Origin of the sequence: Janthinobacterium goodfellowi (assembly GCF_051380695.1) — a bacterium.
Lineage (GTDB): Bacteria > Pseudomonadota > Gammaproteobacteria > Burkholderiales > Burkholderiaceae_D > Janthinobacterium.
This window is the reverse complement of record NZ_JBNYXN010000010.1, coordinates 139,310-158,722: the sequence shown is the minus strand read 5'-3', so window position 1 is coordinate 158,722 and position 19,413 is coordinate 139,310. Positions and strand designations below refer to the sequence as shown.

Below are 19,413 nucleotides of genomic sequence, written 5' to 3'. Positions count from 1 at the left end.
CGGTATGACATGCTTATTGGCAAGATTTACAGCATCCCCACTTTCAATAGGGACTTTGATGCAGGTTGAGACATTGCGTCATGGCAATGGTAATATCCCGCAATCATCTAAGGAGTCGTCATGGCGGTCACGCATCAACATCTACCCCTGGAACAAGTTCGTCCCGGCATGATTTTGTCGGATGTCTTGCTCGATGCGCATGGACAAGTACTGCTGCCGCAAGGCGCGGTATTGACGGAAAACATGCTGGCCCTGATGCCCCGCCACAACATCGACATGCTGCCGATCCAGGCGCCGCCCCCGTCGCCGGAAGCAATCGCCGCACAGCAGGCGGCCGACAGCGAACGGCTGGCTTATCTGTTCCGCAAGCATGACCCCGACGATCCCCTCGATGCGGCCACCACCTTGCTGCGCGACTATGTCACGGCTTATCGCCTGGGCACGGGAGAGGCAGCATGAGCACCCAGCTGACGCTCGACGATATCGTCGCCCACCTCGATGACTTGCCTTCGCTGCCCGCCGTCGTCATGGAGCTGCTCAACAGCATAGACCAGGAAGACGTCGATATTTCCGTACTGGCCAAAAAAGTGTCGTACGACCAGGCGTTGACGGCCAAAACCCTGCGCCTGGCCAACTCGTCGCAATATGGCTTGCAAGTGAAGGCCACCACCATCCAGCAGGCGATCACTTACCTGGGCTTCCAGACCACGCGCAGCCTGATCACCTCGGCCGCCATCACGGGCTGCTTCCCGGAAGGACGCTGCCCCGGTTTCGACGACAAGGCCTTCTGGCGCCATTCGGTGGCGACGGCCGCCTGCGCCAAGGTGCTGGCGCGCCAGCTCCGCTTCAACCAGGATTACGCATTCACGGCCGGCTTGCTGCACAACATCGGCCGCCTGGTGCTGGTCAGCAGCTTTCCCGCGCACTACGCGCAAGTCATCGCGCACCAGGCCGCGCACGATTGCAGCCTGCTCGAAGCGGAGCAGGCCGTGCTGGGCGTGGACCACGTGCAGGCAGGCGTGGCCCTGGCCGAGCACTGGAATTTTTCCGACACCATGCGCCTGGCGCTGGGCAACTACCTGCAGCCGGAAGCGCCGGGCGCCGGTTTCCTGGCGGCACTGATCCACGTGGCCAATGCCGTCGTCTGTGCGCTCGACCTGGCGCAGGCGGGCGACGACATGGTACCGCGCGTCTCGCCGGTGGCCTGGGATGCGCTGGGACTGGGCGAAGACGCGTATCTGCAGCTGTTCCGCGAAACGGAGCTGCGCTACGATGAAATCACCTCGGCACTGCTGAGCTAAGCAGCTCCGCAAACGCAAACGGCTCTCGCTGCGAAGCGAAAGCCGTTATGGGTACTGCGATACATCCATGTTACCCGGTCCATGCTGCCCGGTCCACGCCAGCCTGTTGCCGCCAGCAGCTACGCAAGCGGCACAGTCAGCGTACAACCGCCACATCAGTGCGCGTAATTCGATTCTTGCGCATCGCCGCGGTCTTCCGCTTTTGGACGGCCCTGGGCGTCGGACAAACGATACTTGGTGCGGCGGTCGCCCATCAAATCGCGCAGGTCGCGGATGCTCATGCCCGTCACTTCGTGCATGCGGATCAGCAGCGAGGCACCGACCGGCAAGCGGTGGTGACGGATCTTGCTGATGACGGGTGGCGCCACTTCAAGCAGACGCGACAGGGCTGCATCGTTCTTCAGCTGCATCTTGCTCAGCAGAATATCCAGCAGGTGGTTCGGGTTGTAACTCTCTTGCGATGCTAATGCATGATGTGCCATGATTTTTCCTCGTCTGGTGAATGTAGAAAATAATGCCGATACGAACTTAAGGCTGGCTTAGAGTGTTCAAATAAACGTCTTTGCATCGGATTCGGCCCTCCCCTCCGCCTTCCGTCCTTATCGCACTGCCTGCACAGGACTTGCACAGCCACGTCCAACCAACGTGCGCAGCTTGCCGCGTGAGTAAAAAGTACTGCAACCCACAAAAATGAATTGCATATAAAACAATATACTAGTCCAAACACGCTGCATCTGCGCCTCGCGCAAACTTCCTGATTGTTAAATATCAATCAAGCTGCTGGTTGGCTTGGCAACGATGCTATTTCAACACATTAGGATGCCAGCGGGCGCACACAAGGCTTTGCAGCAACTTGTTACAAATCAATGGTGTCGTACGGCAATAAATGCTTTTCAGCATCATCGTTCCGGGCGCCTTGTTAGCACCGCAACCTTGTCGGCAAGGTCAGCACAACATGGCCCGTCCCGGCGATTTACGCTAAACTATGGCCTGAACTTGCAGCGAGCCTGCCACCGGGCAGCCAGGGGCGCCCGGCCGGTCATCCACCGCCTCCCGCCCCGGGCGGCGCGCAGCGCAAGCCCCCTGCCCGGCTGATTTGCCGCCACACTTAGTTGTCCCACTTATTTGCCGCTACATTTACCGATAAGCATCCGACTCCATGCAGAAAAAAGTATTCATTAAAACCTTCGGCTGCCAGATGAACGAGTACGACTCGGACAAGATGGCCGACGTGCTGGGCGCCTCCGATGGCCTGGTGCGCACCGACACGCCGGAAGATGCCGATGTGATCCTGCTTAACACTTGCTCCGTGCGCGAAAAGGCGCAGGAAAAGGTGTTTTCCGACCTGGGCCGTCTGCGCGAGCTGAAACTGGCCAAGCCGCACCTCCTGATCGGCGTGGGCGGCTGCGTGGCCTCGCAGGAAGGCGACGCCATCGTCAAGCGCGCGCCGTATGTCGACATGGTGTTCGGCCCGCAAACGCTGCACCGCCTGCCGCAGATGATCGAACTGCGCCGCGCCAGCGGCGATGCGCAAGTGGACATCAGCTTCCCGGAAATCGAAAAGTTCGACCACATGCCGCCGGCCAAGGTGGACGGCGCCTCGGCGTTCGTTTCCATCATGGAAGGCTGCAGCAAATATTGCAGCTACTGCGTCGTGCCCTACACGCGCGGCGAGGAAGTGTCGCGCCGCTTCGAGGACGTACTGACGGAAGTGGCGGGCCTGGCCGCCCAGGGCGTCAAGGAAATCACCCTGCTGGGGCAAAACGTCAACGCCTACCGGGGCGCGATGGAAGGCGGAGAGATCGCCGACTTCGCCCTGCTGCTCGAATACGTGGCCGACATTCCCGGCATCGAGCGCATGCGCTTCGTCACCAGCCACCCGAAGGAATTCACGCAGCGCCTGATCGACGCCTACGCGAAGATCCCGCAGCTGGTCGACCACCTGTACCTGCCGGCGCAGCACGGTTCCGACAAGATCCTCGGCGCCATGAAGCGCGGCTACACGGGCCTCGAATACAAGTCCATCATCCGTCGCATCCGCGCCGTGCGCCCGAACATGGCCATTTCGTCCGACTTCATCGTCGGTTTCCCCGGCGAGACGCAAGCCGACTTCGACGCCATGATGAAGCTGATCGCGGACGTCGGCTTCGACAACAGCTACAGCTTCATCTTCAGCAAGCGCCCCGGCACGCCGGCCGCCAATCTGGAAGACAACACGCCGCACGAGGTCAAGCTGGCCCGGCTGCAGCAACTGCAGGCGGCCATCGACGCCAACACGCGCAAATACAGCCTGGCCATGGTGGGCACGGTGCAAACCATCCTCGTCGAAGGCCGCTCGAAGAAGGACACGGACGATAGCGAACTGCAAGGCCGCACGGAAAACAACCGCGTGGTCAATTTCGACGCCGGTCCCGACGGATTGCAATTGATCGGCCAGCTGGTCGACGTGCGCATCACCGAAAGCCATTCCTACACCCTGCGCGGCGAACTCGTCGCCAGCGCACCCGCATTGAAAAGAGCCAGTTGAAAACCAAAGCCCCGATACAGCCGCATTATTTCATCCCCGAGCCGCTCGACAACACGCGCCTGGCGCATCTGTGCGGACCGCTCGATGAAAACCTGCGCCAGATTTCCGCCGCCCTCGACGTGACGATCTTCCGCCGCGGCGAGAAATTCATCGTCGGCGGCAGCAATGCCGAACGCGCCGTGGAAATCCTCGAGCAGTTCTACGCCATCGCCAACAAGGTCGTTCCCCTGGAAGAAGTGCAGCTGGCCCTGGTGGAACAGCGCGCGGGCCTGTCCGCCGCCTCGGAACACCACGCCAACGCGCCCGCCAGCACTTTTGTGGAACCGGACATCGCCAGCCCCGTGCTGAAAACGCGGCGCTCCGACCTGCGCGGACGCACGCCGCACCAGATCGCCTATTTGCGCGACATCCTCGAACACGACATCAGCTTCGGCGTGGGTCCGGCCGGCACCGGCAAGACCTACCTGGCCGTCGCCTGCGCCGTCGACGCGCTCGAACGCGACGCCGTCAAGCGCATCATCTTGACGCGCCCCGCTGTCGAAGCGGGCGAGCGCCTGGGCTTTTTGCCGGGCGACCTGGCGCAAAAGGTCGATCCCTACCTGCGTCCCCTCTACGATGCGCTGTACGACTTGCTGGGCTTTGACCGCACGCAAAAACTGTTTGAAAAACAGGTCATCGAAATCGCCCCGCTGGCCTACATGCGCGGACGCACCCTGAACCACGCCTTCGTCATCCTCGACGAGGCGCAAAACACCACCGTCGAACAGATGAAGATGTTCCTGACGCGCATCGGCTTTGGCAGCAAGGCCGTGGTGACGGGCGACGTCACGCAAGTCGACCTGCACAAGAGCCAGACGAGCGGCCTGATCGACGCCGTGCACGTATTGAAAGACGTGCGCGGCATCGGCTTCACGCAATTTAACAGCACCGACGTGGTGCGCCATCCGCTCGTCGCGCGCATCGTCGATGCCTATGAAACGGCGCAGGCGGCCGGTGCCGACGCCGCCCAGTTACTTCCCTTATTGAAACCAGCTGCCGCCAAAAATGTCCGAAAAAAATAAACTGTCCTTGTCCGTGCAATACCCGGATGCCCGCCTGGAAGCCCTGATCACGCGCCCGAAAGTGCGCCGCTGGGTCAAGGCGGCCCTGTTCGCGCCCGCCGAATTCACCATCCGCTTCGTCGACGCGGAAGAAGGCCGCAGCCTGAACCGCGACTACCGCGAAAAGGACTACGCCACCAACGTGCTGACCTTCGCCTACAACGAAGGCGAAGAATTGGCCGAGGACGAGCCGACGCGCGCCGACATCATCCTGTGCACGGACGTGCTGGAAAAGGAAGCGGCCGAGCAAAAGAAGAGCGTGGAAGAGCACACGGCCCATCTGATCGTGCACGGCGTGCTGCATGCGCAGGGCTACGACCACATGGATGACGAGGAAGCGGCCGAGATGGAGGGCCTGGAAACGGACATCCTCGCCAAACTCGGCATTGCCGACCCGTACAAGGAGTAAGCACATGGGCACCTGGGCCACCGACGCCTTCGGCAACGACTACGCCATGGATTGGGCGCAGGATTTGCACGAATATAAAACACTGGAACTGGTCGAGACGACGCTCGACAACGTCATCGACAGCACGGAAGCGGAACTGGAAGCGCCGTTCGCCGCCGAGGCGCTGGCCGCGCTGGAAGTCATCGCGCGCCTGCTGGGCAAGCCCGGCGAGGACGACCCGGCCACGTTGGACGTGGACGAATGGGTGGCCGCCTGCAGGAAGAAGGTCACGCCGCCGCTGCTGGACAAGGCGCGCCTGGCCTTCGACAAGATCACGGCCGAAGCGTCGGAACTGCGCCAGCTGTGGCAGGACAGCGAGCACTTTGCCGACTGGCAGGCCGACGTGGCGCACTTGCGCGCGCGCGTGCTGGGCCCGGAAGCGGCGTAAAAGATCGCGCAACGGCGCACTTCAACGTATTAAATTTGCATCAAAAGCGGGGAAATCCGGTATTCCCCCACTTTTGGTGTATCCTATATCCCTTCGCAACAACGGCTCACGCCTCCTATGCCCGAGCACCCTAGTGGCGTCAGAACTGACGTCAAGCCCCACCGGTCACTGTTTGAACGCCTGACCGCACTCATTTCCCCCGAGCCAGAGAACCGTGCAGAATTGCTCGAAGTTCTACACGATGCGCATGAACGCAAGCTGATCGACGCCGACGCCCTGTCGATGATCGAAGGCGTGTTCCAGGTGTCGGATCTCTGTGCGCGCGACATCATGATTCCCCGTTCGCAAATGGATGTCATCGACATCAGCAAGCCGATCGAGGAATGGATGCCGGAAGTCCTGTCGACCGCCCACTCGCGCTTCCCCGCGATCGAAGGCGAGCGCGACAAGGTCATCGGCATCCTGCTGGCGAAAGACTTGCTGCGTTATTACGCAGAAGAAACTTTCGACGTCCGCGACATGTTGCGCCCCGCCATCTTCATCCCCGAATCGAAACGCCTGAATGTGCTGCTGCGCGATTTCCGCGCCAACCACAATCACATGGCCATCGTCGTCGATGAATACAGCGGCGTCGCCGGCCTGATCACCATCGAAGACGTGCTGGAACAGATCGTCGGCGATATCGAGGACGAATACGACTTCGACGAAGCCGAGGACAATATCCTCTCGCTCAAGGAAGGCCAGTTCGGCCCCCGCTGGCGCGTCAAGGCGCTGACCGAGATTGAACAGTTCAACGAAGAAGTGGGCAGCCACCTGGTGGACGACGACGTCGACACCATCGGCGGCCTCGTGTCGAAGTACCTGGGCCGCATGGCGCACAAGGGCGACATCTTCGACCTGGGCAATCTGCGCTTCGAGGTGCTGCGCGCCGATGCGCGCCAGGTGCACGTGCTGCTCGTCGAGCGCCTGCCCAACGTGCCGGAACTGGAACTCTGACATGCGCGTGCTGTAAATGCGTTTCAGACGCGCCGACCCCAACGCCCCCGCCAAACCGCCCCGCAGCACGTGGGCGCGCATGCTGACTGCCGCCGTCGCCGGCGCCGTCGCCGTGCTGGCGTTCGCCCCTTTCGGCTACTGGCCGCTGCAAATCCTCAGCCTGGGCGTGCTGTTCTACCAGGTGCTGCGCGCGGCAAACGTCAAGGCCGGCGCGCTGATCGGCTGGGCCTACGGCTTCGGCTGGTGCGCGGCCGGCACGCACTGGCTGTATATCTCGATGCACCGCTATGGCGACATGGCCGCGCCGATCGCCGCCATCGCCGTGGCCCTGCTGGCCCTCTTGATGGCCATCTACGTGGCCCTGGCCATGGGCACGGCCGCCTGGCTGCGCCAGCGCTGGGTGCTGTCCCTGCCCGCCATGACCTTGCTGGTGCTGCCTGCCACGTGGACCCTGTTCGAATGGACGCGCGGCTGGCTGTTTACGGGTTTTCCGTGGCTGGCCACCGGCTATGCCCACAATACCAGCCCGCTGGGCGGCTTTGCCCCCATCGTCGGATCGTACGGCCTGGGCTGGCTGGCGGCGCTGTCCGCCGGCGCCCTGCTGCTGCTGATCCACCCCTTGCATCGCACGCGCTGGAGCGCGCTGGGCGGCGTGATCGCCCTGTATGCGGCCGGCGTTGGGCTGCAATACGTGAACTGGACCCACCCGGTCGGGCGCCCCATCACCGTGCGCCTGCTGCAGGGGAACGTGCCGCAGCAGCAGAAATTCGACCCCGGCTTCGTGCTGGGCGCCCTGCAGATGTACCAGAGCGCCATCACCAGCGCGCCGGCCGACCTGATCGCCACGCCGGAAACGGCCGTCACCGTGCTGCCGCACCAGCTGCCGCCCGGCTATCTGGATGGTCTGGCGACGTATTCGCAGCAGACCGGCAGCACGATCCTGGTCGGCATGCCCGTGCTCGACGAGCAGCAGCGCTTCTACAATGCGGCCGTGGGCATCACGCCCAGCGGCACGCCGGGACCGTACTACCAGTACCGCAAGCACCATCTGGTGCCGTTCGGCGAATTCGTGCCGCCCGGCCTGCACTGGTTTGTCGCCATGATGGCCATCCCGCTCGGCGACATGGGCCGCGGCGCCGACGTGCAGGCGCCGCTGCAGGTGCGCGACCAGCTGGTGCTGCCGAATATCTGCTACGAAGACTTGTTTGGCGAAGAAATCGCCGGCCAGCTGGCCAGCGCCCACCGCCACGGCAAGCAGTCGGCGTCCGTGCTGCTCAATATCTCGAACCTGGCCTGGTTCGGCGACTCGATCGCCATCCCCCAGCATCTGCAGATTTCGCAGATGCGCAGCCTGGAAACGGGCCGCCCGATGCTGCGCTCGACGAACACGGGCGCCACCGCCGTCATCGACGGCAAGGGCGTGGTGCAAAGCCTGCTGCCGCCGGAACAGCAAGCGACCCTGGCGGCCAAGGTGCAGGGCATGGGCGGCATGACGCCATACATTCTGTACGGCAACAAACTGGTGCTGGCCCTGGCCGCGCTGGCCCTGCTGACGGCCTTCCTGCTGTCGCGCGCCGCCCGCCGTGGCCGCGCCGCGCAGCAATAAGCGGCCGATATTGCCCGAAGAGTCACAGTGGGCCCGTAAAAACCGCTAAAATTAGCAAAACCCCGGCCTGGACGCTAGACCAACAGCGTGCGGGCTTCAAGCAAACCTTAACAGCGCGCAGTCTCCCGCGCGGCGAACTCATACGATGCTCACATTTCAACAAATTATCCTGACCTTGCAAACCTATTGGGACAAGCAAGGTTGCGCCCTGCTCCAGCCATACGACATGGAAGTCGGCGCCGGCACCTTCCACACCGGTACCTTCCTGCGCGCGATCGGCCCGGAACCGTGGCGCGCCGCGTATGTGCAGCCGTCGCGCCGCCCGAAGGATGGCCGCTATGGCGAAAACCCGAACCGCATGCAGCACTACTACCAGTACCAGGTGGTGTTGAAGCCGGCGCCGGAAAACATCCTCGACCTGTATCTGGGCTCGCTGGCCGCGCTAGGCCTGGACCTGAAGCAGAATGACGTGCGCTTCGTCGAAGACGACTGGGAAAGTCCGACCCTGGGCGCCTGGGGCCTGGGCTGGGAAGTCTGGCTGAACGGCATGGAAGTGACCCAATTTACCTACTTCCAGCAAGTGGGCGGCCTCGATTGCAAGCCCGTGCTGGGCGAGATCACCTACGGCATCGAACGCCTGGCCATGTACCTGCAGGGCGTGGAAAACGTGTATGACCTGGTGTGGACCGAGTGGGAAGAAAAGGGCGCGGCCGGCGAAACGGTTACGAAAAAACTGACCTACGGCGACGTCTTCCACCAGAACGAGGTGGAGCAATCGACCTACAACTTCGAGCACGCGAATACGGACCTGCTGTTCGAACAGTTCGGCAACTACGAAGCGGAAGCGAAGCGTTTGATCGAGCTGCAACTGACCCTGCCCGCCTACGAGAAGATCATGAAGGCCTCGCACAGCTTCAATATGCTCGATGCGCGCGGCGCCATCTCGGTGACGGAACGCGCCGCCTACATCGGCCGCGTGCGCACCCTGTCGCGCCTGGTGGCGCAAGCGTATTACGACTCGCGCGAGCGCCTCGGTTTCCCGATGCTGCCCGCCGCAGACCAACCCGCCGCCGCTTGATCGCCTAGCTCATACACCGCCGTACCAGACAAGAACACCATGAACCAAACACTGCTCATCGAACTGCTGACCGAAGAACTGCCGCCGAAAGCGCTGGCCAAACTGGGCGCCGCCTTCACGGCCGGCATCGTCAACGGCCTGAAAGCGCGCGACTTCCTCGAAGCCGACAGCGTCGCCACCAGCTACGCCTCGCCGCGCCGCCTGGCCGTCTCCATTACCAACGTGCGCGAAGTCTCGCCCGACAAATCGATCCGCGAAAAAGTCTTGCCCGTCTCCGTGGCGCTGGACGCGAACGGCAACGGCACGCCGCCGCTGGCCAAGAAACTGGCCGCGCTGGGCTTTCCCGATCTGACGGTGGCCGAGCTGGAACGCGCCGCCGACGGCAAGGCGGAAAGCTTCTTCTACACCTACACGGCGCCGGGCAGCCAGCTCGCCACGGGCGCGCAGGCCGCATTGACGGAATCGGCCGCCAAGCTGCCGATTCCAAAACTGATGAGCTATCAGCGCCCGGACGGCACCACCGTGCAATTCGTGCGCCCAGCCCACAGCCTGATCGCCCTGCACGGCATCAATATCCTGCCATTGACCCTGCTGGGCTTGACGGCCGGCCGCACCACCCTGGGCCACCGCTTCCTCACCGACGGCGAACCGATCACCATCGCGCACGCGGAAAACTATGCGCCGTCGCTGATCCTCAACGCCAGCGTCATCGCCAGCAACGAGGAACGCAAGGAGCGCATCCGCGCCCAGCTGCTGGACAAGGCCGGCTTTGATCAGGTGCTGATGCCCGAAGCGCTGCTCGACGAAGTCACGGCCCTGGTCGAATGGCCGGTCGTGTATGAGTGCCACTTCGAGGAAGAATTCCTGGCCGTGCCGCAGGAATGCCTGATCCTCACCATGCAGACGAACCAGAAATATTTTGCGCTGACCGACAGCGAAGGCAAGCTGCGCTCGCGCTTTTTGATCGTCTCGAACATCGAGACGGACACGCCAGAGCACATCATCGGCGGCAACGAGCGCGTCGTGCGCCCGCGCCTGTCCGACGCCAAGTTCTTCTTCGAGCAAGACAAGAAGAAGACGCTGGCATCGCGTCTGCCGCTGCTGGCCAACGTCGTCTACCACAACAAGCTGGGCACGCAAGCTGCCCGCACAGAGCGCGTCAAGTCGCTGGCCGGCGCCATCGCCGCCAAGCTGCAGTACGACGTGGCCCTGGCCGAACGTGGCGCCCTGCTGGCCAAGGCCGATTTGCTGACCGACATGGTGGGCGAATTCCCCGAACTGCAAGGCATCATGGGCACGTACTACGCGCGCCATGACGGCGAACCGGAAGAAGTGGCGCTGGCCGCCTCCGAACACTACCAGCCGCGCTTTGCGGGCGACAGCCTGCCGTCGACCGCCACCGGCACCGCCGTGGCCCTGGCCGACAAGCTGGAAACCCTGGTCGGCATCTGGGCCATCGGCCTGGCGCCCACGGGCGACAAGGACCCGTTCGCGCTGCGCCGCCACGCCCTGGGCGTGCTGCGCATGCTGCTGGAAAAACGCCTGCCATTGTCGATCCAGGGCTTGCTGGCGGACGCCGCCGCGCAGTTTGCGTCGGTGCCCGGCTTCAAGGACCCGGTCGCGGATGTGACCACCTTCATGCTCGACCGCCTGCGCGGCATCCTGCGCGAGCGCGGTTTCTCGCCGAATGAAATCGAAGCCGTCGTGGCGCAGAACCCGGACCGCCTGGACGACATCGTGCAGCGCCTGGAAGCCGTGCAGGCGTTTGCCGCGCTGCCGGAAAGCGCCTCGCTGGCAGCGGCCAACAAGCGCATCACGAATATCCTGAAAAAGAACGAGGAAGCCGTGAGCCAGGTCGCCGCCGGCGGCGTCAACGTGGCGCTGCTGCAGGACGAAGCGGAGAAAAGACTGGCCGCCGCCGTCTCGCGCGTGCAGCCGGAAGTCGACGCGGCCTTTGCCAAGGGCGATTTCACCAGCACCCTGCAAACCCTGGCGCAGCTGCGCGACGACGTCGACGGCTTCTTCAACGACGTGATGGTGATGGCCGAGGATGTCGCCCTGCGCAACAACCGTCTGGCACTGCTGTCGTCCTTGCACGGCATGATGAACCGCGTGGCCGACATTTCCAAGCTGGCGGCATAATGGGCACTCCGGCGCTGAAACTGATTATTCTCGACCGCGACGGCGTCATTAATCATGACTCGCCGGACTTCATCAAGTCGCCGGCCGAATGGCTGCCAATCCCCGGTTCGCTCGAAGCGATCGCCCGCCTGAACCAGGCCGGCTATCGCGTGGTGATCGCCTCGAACCAGTCGGGCATCGCGCGCGAGTATTTCGACATGACGGTGCTGAACGCGATCCACCAGAAGATGCACACGCTGGCGCAGCAGGTGGGCGCCGATATCGACGCCATCTTCTTTTGCCCGCATGCGGGCGCGGACAATTGCGACTGCCGCAAGCCGAAACCGGGCATGTTCCATGAAATCTCGCAGCGCTACAACACCAGCCTGAAAGGCGTGCCCACCGTCGGCGATTCCCTGCGCGACCTGCAGGCCGGTTTCATCAGCGGCTGCGTGCCCTACCTGGTCCTGACGGGCAAGGGCGAAAAAACCAACGAGACGGGTGGCCTGCCGCCTGGCACCCAGGTCTTCCCCGACCTGGCCGCCGTCGTCAGCCACCTGCTCAAGGCGCCCGCCGCACCGGCGCCCACCGTGGCATCGAGTATCTAATCTTCGGAGAACCGCATTGCGTAATATTTCCCTGTTCCTGCGATCCCTGCTGTTCATGATCATCATGATCGTCGCTACCATCGTCTGGGCCTGCGTGTGCTTTTTTGCCGCGCCATTGAGCTACAACAAGCGCTATTGGGTCACCTCGCGCTGGAACGTGTTTATCCTGTGGTGTGCCAAGGTCATTTGCGGTATCCGCTATGAAGTCAAGGGTGCCGAGAACTTCCCGGACGCGCCGGCCATCGTGCTGTCGAAGCACCAGTCAGCATGGGAAACCATCTTCTTGCTGCCCAGCCTGCCCCGCCCGCTCGTATATGTTTTCAAGAAGGAGATTTTGTACATCCCCTTCTTCGGCTGGGCCATGGCGCTGCTGCGCATGATACCCATCGACCGCAAACAGGGTAAGCATGCGTTCAAGAGCGTGGTCGCGCATGGCAAGCGCCGGCTGGCCGACGGCCAATGGATTATCATGTTCCCGGAAGGTACCCGCATTCCCGTGGGCCAGGCGGGCAAGTACAAAAGCGGCGGCACGCGTCTGGCCATCGCCACCGGTGCCGTGGTGGTGCCGATTGCGCATAATTCAGGCGAGTGCTGGCCCAAGCAGTCATTCCTCAAACGCCCGGGACTGATCACCGTCTCGATAGGCAAACCGATTTCGCCGGAAGGGCAAACCCCGGACAGCATGATGCAACAGGTGGAAAATTGGATAGAATCAGAAATGCGCGTCATTTCGCCTCACGCCTACAACGCTGGCTAGACGGCATCAGCGCGGTCATCCAGGAGCCGACCCTGCGCCAGCAGATGAAGACCATCAAGGTCGGCGACCAGCAACTGGATTTGTTTGCGCATGACGTCTCGACCAGCACGCCCCCGGCGGTGCGCCCCACGGCACCGCCAGCGCCGCCCGTGGCCCCACCGGTAGTGGCGCCCGCGCCGCCCATCGTCCGCCCCGCCCCGCCTCCCCTGCCTTCCCCGCCACGCACCGCCGATGGCCCGCCACTGCGCCAGCTGCAGCTGGGCAGCCACCTCGTCGAATTCGCCCTGCGCCGCTCCACGCGCCGTTCCATCGGCTTCATGATCGACGACAACGGTTTGCGCGTCACCGCGCCCAAGCGCGTCACGCTGGCCGAAATCGACAACGCCATCCGCGCCAAGCAAGGCTGGATCGTCTCGAAGCTGCTGGAGCGGGGCGAGCGCAAGGTGCAGCGCCAGCAGCGCCCGCCCGTTGCCTGGATCGATGGCGCCGTGCTGCCGTATCTGGGCGGCGAGATCACCCTGCGATTGCACCAGGCGCCGCGCCACCGCGCCAGCTTCCAGCGCGAGACGAATGAACTGCACGTCTGGGTCACGCCCACGGGCAGCGAGCAGCAATTGAAGGAAAAAGTGAAAGGCTGGTTCCAGCACGAGGCGCGCCAGCTGTTCGAAGCACGGCTGGATCTGTATGCGGACAAGCTGGGCGTGCGCTACGATTCGCTGTCGCTATCGTCGGCCGGCACGCGCTGGGGCAGCTGCACCATCGAGCGCAAGATCCGCCTGAACTGGCGCCTGATCCACTTCGCCCTGCCGCTGATCGACTATGTGGTGGCGCACGAGCTGTCGCACCTGCTGGAAATGAACCACAGCCCCCGCTTCTGGGCCACCGTGGAATCGATCTATCCCGATTACGACGGGGCCAAGCAGGCGCTCAGGAAACGCTCGCAGGAGCTGCCGGTGTTGTTCGCGTAAGCGATATGTTGGCGGCTGTCGGATTACGCGCTAGCGCGCTAATCCGACAACATTGTTGGCCGCGCCGCCGTCACCGCAGCAGCGGTTGAATCGCTGCGATGGTCCTCGGCGTGGCGCCCCGGTGCTGGTTCGCAAACGCCAGCGCCTTTTGACCCATCGACGCCAGTTGCGCGGGATCCTGCAGCAGCACTGCCGCCTGCGCCATCAGCGCATCGGCATCCGCCACCAGCGCGGCGCCGCCGGCGGCAATCGCCTGCTCGGTCACCAGCGCAAAATTGAAGGTGTGGGGGCCGATCAGCACGGGCTTGCCCAGCGCTGCCGGCTCGATCAGGTTCTGTCCGCCCAGCGGCAGCAGGCTGCCGCCGACGAAGGCGCAATCGCAGGCCACGTAATACGCGAACATCTCGCCCATGGTATCGCCCAGCAGCACCTGCGTGCCCGCCGCCACAACATCGTCCTGCGCCAGGCCGGACCTGCGCTGCACGGCCAGGCCCTGCGCCGCGATCAATTTTTCCACCTCATCGAAGCGCTGCGGATGGCGCGGCACGATCAGCAGCAGCGCATGCGCGGGCAGGCTGGCACGGGCCAAGGCATCGAATATCAGCTGCTCTTCTCCTTCGCGCGTGCTGGCGCACAGCAGCACGGGGCGCTGGCCGATGGCGCCGCGCAGCCAGGCGCCTGTCGCCAGCGCCGCCTCGGGCACGACGACGTCGAACTTGATGCTGCCCGTGACGACCACGTGCTGCACACCCAGCTGGCGCACGCGATCGGCGTCGTCCTGCGTCTGCGCCGCCACCAGGGTGATGCCGCGCGCCGCGTCGGCAATGAGCTTGCCAAGACGCTGCGCCTTGCCCAGCGAACGCTGCGACAAGCGCGCATTGGCCAGCACCACGGGCACTTTGTAGCGATTGCATTGGTGGATCAGATTCGGCCACACTTCCGTCTCCATCAGGATGCAGATGCGCGGCGAGAAATGGCGGATGAAACGGGCCGGCATGGCGCCCGTGTCATACGGCAGATAGCTTTGCACGAGGCGCGCGCCGTGTTTGGCGAACAGGGACTTGCCCGTGGCGCGTCCCGTGGGCGTCATGTGCGTGAGGACGATGCGGCACCTGGGCCATGCAGCCAGCAGCGCATCGATCAGCGGCTCGGCCGCGCGCGTCTCGCCGACGGAGACGGCGTGCAGCCAGATGGTGTCTGTAGCCGTTGTCGGCTGGCGGCCGTAAAAGCCCAGGCGCTCGCCCCAGTGCTGGCGGTAGCCGGGTTCCTGGCGTCCGCGCAGCCACAGCCGCGCCAGCACCAGGGGCAAGGCCAGCCACCAGGCGAGGGTATAAAGAAGTCGCATGATTGTTTGATGTTGAAGTCAGGCAGGGGGATGTTCGGTCAGCAGGCGCCGTGCCGCGGCCAGTACTTCCGGCACGCCGGGTGGCGCGCCTTTGTCGCCCAGGTTGATGATTTTCGGCGACCAGTTGCCTTCCGTTTTCCACAGCGGCGAGTCGGCATAGATTTCCACCGTCGGGCGCACGAAGGCGGCGGCGATATGCGTGAGACCCGTATCGACGCCGATCACCAGCGCCGCGTGGCGCGCCAGCAGGGTGGCGTCGCCCATCGACAGCTTGGGCAGCACGCGCGCATTCGGCAGGCTGGCCGCCAGTTGCTCGGCTTCCGCCTTTTCCCTGGGCGAACCCCAGGGCAGCAAAATCGGCATGGGCGCGAGCGCATGGCCGAGGGCGATCCAGTTTTCCGGCGCCCATTTCTTGGCGTCGCGCGCCGTACCGTGGAAATACACGCAGTAGGGCGCCTCGCCCATCCAGTCCGGGCGCGGCTCGCTGCCGGAGACTTCCGGCAAGCCGAAATCGGCCGGCGTGTCGACCGTGTAGCCCAGTGCGGCGGCGGCCACCAGGCGGCCGCGCGCTACCGCATGCGTGCGCGGGTCGAGCGGAATGCTTTTGGTGTGGAACAGGCGCGAGATGCCTTCGTAACCTGAGCCTTCGCTGCCATTGGCCAGGCCGACCTTCTGTCCGCCCGGCGCCAGGCGCGCGGCGCCCATGATGATGCCCGTCTTGAGCAAGCCCTGGGTATCGAAGACATAATCGTAGCGCGTCTGGCGCAGGCTGCGGAAGAAGGCGGCGATTTCCGCGCGCGTCTCCTTCTTGCCCAGGCTCTTGCGCCAGCGCCGCAGCGCGAACGGAAAGATGGCATTCACGCGCGGGTTCAGGCGCACCAGGCTGGTGTAGCCCTCTTCGACCACCCAGTCGATGGTCGCGTCCGGATAGTGGCGGGCGATGTCCGCCACTATCGGCAGGTTATGCAGAACGTCGCCCAGCGAGGACACCCTCACCAGCAGGATTTTCAAGGGCGCCTGTGCGCCAGCTTGAGCGGCCATGCTGTCAGAACGGCAGGACCGCGTCTGGCTTGGCGGCCAGGATCACGCTCTTGAATTGTCCCTGGATGCGCGCCAGGGCTTCCGGCGTTTCCGCTTCGAAGCGCATGACGATCACCGGCGTGGTGTTCGACGAGCGGGCCAGGCCGAAACCGTCCGCGTATTCCACGCGCAAGCCGTCGATGGTGATGATCTGTTCATTGCCTGGGAAGACGGCATCGCGGCGCAGCATGTCCATCAGCGCGACGTTCTCGCCTTCCTTCAGTTCCAGGTGCAGTTCCGGCGTGCTGTCGGACTGCGGCAGGGAGTTCAGCAGGGCCGAGGGATCGGCTTCGCGCGTGAGGATTTCCAGCAGGCGCGCGGCCGAATACATGCCGTCGTCGAAACCGTACCAGCGGTCCTTGAAGAAGATATGGCCGCTCATTTCGCCGCCCAGCGGCGCACCCGTCTCGCGCAGCTTGGCTTTCACCAGCGAGTGGCCCGTCTTGTACATCAGCGGCACGCCGCCATGCTTGCTGATCCACGGCGCCAGGTGGCGCGTGCATTTCACGTCGTACAAAATCTGCGCGCCAGGGTGGCGGGTCAGCACGTCGGCCGCGAACAGCATCATCTGGCGGTCAGGGTAGATGATCTGGCCATCCTTGGTGACCACGCCCAGGCGGTCGCCGTCGCCGTCGAAGGCGATGCCGATTTCGGCATCCGTCTCGGCCAGGCAGCGGATCAGGTCTTGCAGGTTTTCCGGATGCGCCGGGTCCGGATGGTGGTTCGGGAAGTTGCCATCGACTTCGCAGAACAGTTCGATGACTTCGCAGCCCATGCCGCGGAACAGGTCGCCCGCGAATGCGCCGGCCACGCCGTTGCCGCAATCGACGGCGATCTTGATCGGGCGCGCCAGCTTGACGTCGCCCAGGATGCGCTCCAGGTAGGCGGCGCGGATATCGTGCGTGGCGTAGCTGCCCGGCGTTGCGCTGGCGCTGCCGTCGTGGGCCACGATGCTGTGGTACAGCGCCTGGATCGCTTCGCCGTGGATCGCCTCACCGGCCAGCACCATCTTGAAACCGTTGTAGTCGGGTGGATTGTGGCTGCCCGTGACCATGATGCCGGAGCGCGTATCGAGCACATTCGTGCCGAAATAGACCATCGGCGTGGCCACCACGCCCAGGTCGATCACGTCGACGCCCGCCGCTTGCAAGCCCTGCGCCAGCGCCGCCGTCAATTCAGGTCCGGACAGGCGGCCATCGCGGCCGATCACGACGCGCTGCTCGCCCTTGGCCAGGGCGGCCTGGCCAAATGCCTGACCGATCTTGTGGGCCACGCTGGCATCGAGGGTTTTGGCGATGATGCCGCGAATATCGTAGGCCTTGAAGATCGTTCTGGACAATGGAAGCATGGTGTGGGCGGTATATAAGAAGAAGTAAGGGTCTAAATAAGGTGCCAGGCAAGGTGCAGCGCGCGGCTGCCGGCTTGCTGCTGCGCCAAGAGTATACCGAATTATACGCGCAGCAGATCGATCGACTTGCCCGATTCCACCCACTGCCTGACCCACAGCGGCTGGCGGCCACGGCCTGTCCATTGTTCATTGGTATTGTCAGGATGGCGGTAACGCACCGCGACTTTGCCCGTGCGCGGGTGCAAACCATCGAGTATCAGCTGTTTCAGCGGAATGCCCGCCTGTTGCGCGATGGCCATGATCTGTTCGCGCGCCTTGTTCAAGTCCGCGCGCTCGCGGCTGTTCAACTCCTGCTTCACGTTCTCTTCCAGTTTGCGTAATTCCAGCATCGTCATCGTTGACAGATCCATTGCTACATCCTTTATATTAATTTAAATAATAAAATCACGTGGAATATACTACATCGGATAAACATCTGCGCACCATTGCATAATCCATCGCCAATTGAATCACGGCCATCGTTTTATTTAACGGCCCAACATTAAGATTAAATGAAGAATATTCAGCAAGCACGCGTGGAAATTGAATAAACATGAATGAAAAGGCATTCGGCATGTCTGAGCGGCGTGCCGGCAAGGCTGGCGTGGCGCGGCCATCCATTCCGCAGCCGTGCCGCCGGATTATTATCGAGATACGGCAGCATGACATGAAGTGAAATCAAATCCTCCATGCGGCATAATCGGCGCCCGCTTTTTCTTCCCGCCGGCCGTGTGCGCAATCAGGCACCTGCCGGAAATGCTCCCAACGCCAAAGGGCCGGCATGCTTATAATGCAGGCGCGTAGTTCACTTCACCCCGGCACATATGAAAACTTACTTTATCGGCGATCTGCAAGGCTGCCATGCACAAACCGTCGAATTGATCGAGCGTATCCAGGCGGCAGCGGATGGCCCGTACCGCCTGCTGTTCGCGGGCGACTTGATCAATCGCGGCCCGGCCTCGCTGGCCACCCTGCGCCACGTACATGCGCTGGCCCGGCAAGGCCTGGCCGACAGCGTCCTGGGCAACCATGACTTGCACTTGCTGGCCGTGGCCAACGGCATCCGGCCCGAGCACGCGTCCGACACCCTTGCAGAAATCCTCGATGCGCCCGACCGCGAGGAGTTGCTCACCTGGCTGCGCCAGCGGCCGCTGGCACTGGAACACGACGGCCACGTGCTCGTGCATGCAGGCTTGCTGCCGCAATGGAGCGCGGCCCAGGCCCTGTCCCTGAGCGGGGAGGTATCGGCCATGCTGCGCAGCGACGGCTGGGTGGCATTCCTGCGCACCATGTACGGCAACGAGCCGGCCGCCTGGCGCGACGACCTGCAGGGCGCCGACCGGCTGCGCTGCATCGTCAACGCCATGACGCGGCTGCGCTTTTGCACGCCGGACGGCGTGATGGACTTCAAGATGAAGGAAAGCGGCAGCCCGCCGCCAGGCTCCGGCCTGCTGCCCTGGTTCGACGTGCCGGGCCGGCGCAGCGCCGGCGACACCATCGTCTTCGGCCACTGGTCGGCGCTGGGACTGCAATTGCGGGAGCACCTGATCGGCCTCGATAGCGGCTGCGTCTGGGGCGGAAAATTGTCGGCCGTGTGCCTGGAAGACCGCTCGCTGCTGCAGGTCGACTGTCCCGCCTTCCAGCGGCACAGCGGCAAGCAGTAAGCGGCATCGCGCATATGCTTAGTCGAAATCGGTCGTTGG

At 63.5% G+C, this 19,413-nt stretch carries 20 protein-coding genes; 14 read left to right on the top strand and 6 right to left on the bottom strand.

Going from position 1 to position 19,413, the window contains the following annotated elements; translation table 11 throughout:
- Positions 1–120: 120 nt before the first annotated feature.
- Both ACQ4WQ_RS27820 and ACQ4WQ_RS27815 read left to right on the top strand, forming a co-directional pair.
- Positions 121–459 (top strand): hypothetical protein, encoded by a 339-nt coding sequence (locus ACQ4WQ_RS27820; RefSeq protein ID WP_436501466.1) that lies wholly within the window; start codon positions 121–123, stop codon positions 457–459.
- Entirely contained in the window at positions 456–1,301 is an 846-nt protein-coding gene (locus tag ACQ4WQ_RS27815; protein WP_326459646.1) for an HDOD domain-containing protein, read from the top strand. Before ACQ4WQ_RS27820 ends, ACQ4WQ_RS27815 begins: the two co-directional genes overlap by 4 nt.
- A gap of 155 nt (positions 1,302–1,456) precedes the next feature.
- Here ACQ4WQ_RS27815 and ACQ4WQ_RS27810 read toward each other — a convergent pair whose 3' ends face one another.
- Complete coding sequence (locus tag ACQ4WQ_RS27810; RefSeq protein ID WP_034746769.1) at positions 1,457–1,783, bottom strand: hypothetical protein; 327 nt, start codon at positions 1,781–1,783, stop codon at positions 1,457–1,459.
- A gap of 677 nt (positions 1,784–2,460) precedes the next feature.
- Between ACQ4WQ_RS27810 and miaB the strand changes: the two genes are divergently transcribed.
- From miaB to ACQ4WQ_RS27755, 11 genes are all read left to right on the top strand, one after another.
- Complete coding sequence (miaB, locus tag ACQ4WQ_RS27805; protein ID WP_436501464.1) at positions 2,461–3,828, top strand: tRNA (N6-isopentenyl adenosine(37)-C2)-methylthiotransferase MiaB; 1,368 nt, start codon at positions 2,461–2,463, stop codon at positions 3,826–3,828.
- On the top strand, positions 3,825–4,889 hold the full coding sequence (locus ACQ4WQ_RS27800; RefSeq protein ID WP_034780157.1) for a PhoH family protein: 1,065 nt from the start codon (positions 3,825–3,827) through the stop codon (positions 4,887–4,889). The genes miaB and ACQ4WQ_RS27800 overlap by 4 nt, the downstream gene beginning before the upstream one ends.
- Positions 4,873–5,337, top strand: a complete 465-nt coding sequence (gene ybeY, locus ACQ4WQ_RS27795; protein ID WP_436501462.1) for an rRNA maturation RNase YbeY — start codon at positions 4,873–4,875, stop codon at positions 5,335–5,337. The genes ACQ4WQ_RS27800 and ybeY overlap by 17 nt, the downstream gene beginning before the upstream one ends.
- A 4-nt stretch (positions 5,338–5,341) precedes the next feature.
- Entirely contained in the window at positions 5,342–5,764 is a 423-nt protein-coding gene (locus tag ACQ4WQ_RS27790) for a DUF4259 domain-containing protein (RefSeq protein ID WP_436501460.1), read from the top strand.
- A 117-nt stretch (positions 5,765–5,881) separates the two neighbouring features.
- Entirely contained in the window at positions 5,882–6,760 is an 879-nt protein-coding gene (locus ACQ4WQ_RS27785; protein WP_034746750.1) for a CorC family transporter, read from the top strand.
- Positions 6,761–6,776: 16 nt separating this feature from the next.
- Positions 6,777–8,366, top strand: a complete 1,590-nt coding sequence (gene lnt / locus ACQ4WQ_RS27780; RefSeq protein WP_436501458.1) for an apolipoprotein N-acyltransferase — start codon at positions 6,777–6,779, stop codon at positions 8,364–8,366.
- A 145-nt stretch (positions 8,367–8,511) separates the two neighbouring features.
- Positions 8,512–9,444, top strand: coding sequence for a glycine--tRNA ligase subunit alpha (gene glyQ, locus ACQ4WQ_RS27775; protein WP_326458771.1), 933 nt, complete (start codon positions 8,512–8,514; stop codon positions 9,442–9,444).
- Between the two features lie 39 nt (positions 9,445–9,483).
- Positions 9,484–11,586 carry a glycine--tRNA ligase subunit beta gene (gene glyS / locus ACQ4WQ_RS27770; protein ID WP_436501456.1) on the top strand — a complete coding sequence of 701 codons (2,103 nt, stop codon included), beginning with the start codon at positions 9,484–9,486 and terminating at the stop codon, positions 11,584–11,586.
- Positions 11,586–12,173 carry a D-glycero-beta-D-manno-heptose 1,7-bisphosphate 7-phosphatase gene (gene gmhB, locus ACQ4WQ_RS27765; RefSeq protein ID WP_326458773.1) on the top strand — a complete coding sequence of 196 codons (588 nt, stop codon included), beginning with the start codon at positions 11,586–11,588 and terminating at the stop codon, positions 12,171–12,173. The genes glyS and gmhB overlap by 1 nt, the downstream gene beginning before the upstream one ends.
- A 16-nt stretch (positions 12,174–12,189) precedes the next feature.
- Entirely contained in the window at positions 12,190–12,930 is a 741-nt protein-coding gene (locus ACQ4WQ_RS27760) for a lysophospholipid acyltransferase family protein (protein ID WP_034746739.1), read from the top strand.
- Positions 12,931–12,974: 44 nt separating this feature from the next.
- A complete protein-coding gene (locus tag ACQ4WQ_RS27755; RefSeq protein ID WP_436501514.1) occupies positions 12,975–13,898 on the top strand; it encodes a M48 family metallopeptidase in 924 nt (307 codons plus the stop codon).
- A gap of 70 nt (positions 13,899–13,968) precedes the next feature.
- Here ACQ4WQ_RS27755 and waaA read toward each other — a convergent pair whose 3' ends face one another.
- The 5 genes from waaA to ACQ4WQ_RS27730 form a co-directional block, all read right to left on the bottom strand.
- The gene (waaA, locus tag ACQ4WQ_RS27750) at positions 13,969–15,243 is read right to left on the bottom strand and encodes a lipid IV(A) 3-deoxy-D-manno-octulosonic acid transferase (protein ID WP_436501454.1); all 1,275 of its coding nucleotides are present in this window, start codon (positions 15,241–15,243) and stop codon (positions 13,969–13,971) included.
- A gap of 18 nt (positions 15,244–15,261) precedes the next feature.
- Positions 15,262–16,284 carry a lipopolysaccharide heptosyltransferase I gene (gene waaC / locus ACQ4WQ_RS27745; protein WP_436501452.1) on the bottom strand — a complete coding sequence of 341 codons (1,023 nt, stop codon included), beginning with the start codon at positions 16,282–16,284 and terminating at the stop codon, positions 15,262–15,264.
- Positions 16,285–16,288: 4 nt separating this feature from the next.
- A complete protein-coding gene (locus ACQ4WQ_RS27740) occupies positions 16,289–17,671 on the bottom strand; it encodes a phosphomannomutase/phosphoglucomutase (protein ID WP_436501450.1) in 1,383 nt (460 codons plus the stop codon).
- 101 nt (positions 17,672–17,772) lie between these two features.
- Positions 17,773–18,081 (bottom strand): H-NS histone family protein, encoded by a 309-nt coding sequence (locus ACQ4WQ_RS27735; protein WP_436501448.1) that lies wholly within the window; start codon positions 18,079–18,081, stop codon positions 17,773–17,775.
- A 34-nt stretch (positions 18,082–18,115) separates the two neighbouring features.
- Complete coding sequence (locus tag ACQ4WQ_RS27730) at positions 18,116–18,331, bottom strand: hypothetical protein (protein WP_326458778.1); 216 nt, start codon at positions 18,329–18,331, stop codon at positions 18,116–18,118.
- Positions 18,332–18,534: 203 nt separating this feature from the next.
- Here ACQ4WQ_RS27730 and ACQ4WQ_RS27725 point away from each other — a divergent pair, with 203 nt between their 5' ends.
- Positions 18,535–19,374, top strand: a complete 840-nt coding sequence (locus tag ACQ4WQ_RS27725) for a symmetrical bis(5'-nucleosyl)-tetraphosphatase (RefSeq protein ID WP_326458779.1) — start codon at positions 18,535–18,537, stop codon at positions 19,372–19,374.
- The last annotated feature ends 39 nt before the right edge of the window (positions 19,375–19,413 follow it).

Coding starts and splice junctions, on each gene's coding strand:
- ACQ4WQ_RS27820 (WP_436501466.1), top strand. CDS start 121: ATGGCGGTCACGCATCAACATCTACCCCTGGAACAAGTTCGTCCCGGC.
- ACQ4WQ_RS27815 (WP_326459646.1), top strand. CDS start 456: ATGAGCACCCAGCTGACGCTCGACGATATCGTCGCCCACCTCGATGAC.
- ACQ4WQ_RS27810 (WP_034746769.1), bottom strand. CDS start 1,783: ATGGCACATCATGCATTAGCATCGCAAGAGAGTTACAACCCGAACCAC.
- miaB (WP_436501464.1), top strand. CDS start 2,461: ATGCAGAAAAAAGTATTCATTAAAACCTTCGGCTGCCAGATGAACGAG.
- ybeY (WP_436501462.1), top strand. CDS start 4,873: ATGTCCGAAAAAAATAAACTGTCCTTGTCCGTGCAATACCCGGATGCC.
- ACQ4WQ_RS27790 (WP_436501460.1), top strand. CDS start 5,342: ATGGGCACCTGGGCCACCGACGCCTTCGGCAACGACTACGCCATGGAT.
- ACQ4WQ_RS27785 (WP_034746750.1), top strand. CDS start 5,882: ATGCCCGAGCACCCTAGTGGCGTCAGAACTGACGTCAAGCCCCACCGG.
- lnt (WP_436501458.1), top strand. CDS start 6,777: ATGCGTTTCAGACGCGCCGACCCCAACGCCCCCGCCAAACCGCCCCGC.
- glyQ (WP_326458771.1), top strand. CDS start 8,512: ATGCTCACATTTCAACAAATTATCCTGACCTTGCAAACCTATTGGGAC.
- glyS (WP_436501456.1), top strand. CDS start 9,484: ATGAACCAAACACTGCTCATCGAACTGCTGACCGAAGAACTGCCGCCG.
- gmhB (WP_326458773.1), top strand. CDS start 11,586: ATGGGCACTCCGGCGCTGAAACTGATTATTCTCGACCGCGACGGCGTC.
- ACQ4WQ_RS27755 (WP_436501514.1), top strand. CDS start 12,975: ATGAAGACCATCAAGGTCGGCGACCAGCAACTGGATTTGTTTGCGCAT.
- waaA (WP_436501454.1), bottom strand. CDS start 15,243: ATGCGACTTCTTTATACCCTCGCCTGGTGGCTGGCCTTGCCCCTGGTG.
- waaC (WP_436501452.1), bottom strand. CDS start 16,284: ATGGCCGCTCAAGCTGGCGCACAGGCGCCCTTGAAAATCCTGCTGGTG.
- ACQ4WQ_RS27740 (WP_436501450.1), bottom strand. CDS start 17,671: ATGCTTCCATTGTCCAGAACGATCTTCAAGGCCTACGATATTCGCGGC.
- ACQ4WQ_RS27735 (WP_436501448.1), bottom strand. CDS start 18,081: ATGGATCTGTCAACGATGACGATGCTGGAATTACGCAAACTGGAAGAG.
- ACQ4WQ_RS27730 (WP_326458778.1), bottom strand. CDS start 18,331: ATGGATGGCCGCGCCACGCCAGCCTTGCCGGCACGCCGCTCAGACATG.
- ACQ4WQ_RS27725 (WP_326458779.1), top strand. CDS start 18,535: ATGAAAACTTACTTTATCGGCGATCTGCAAGGCTGCCATGCACAAACC.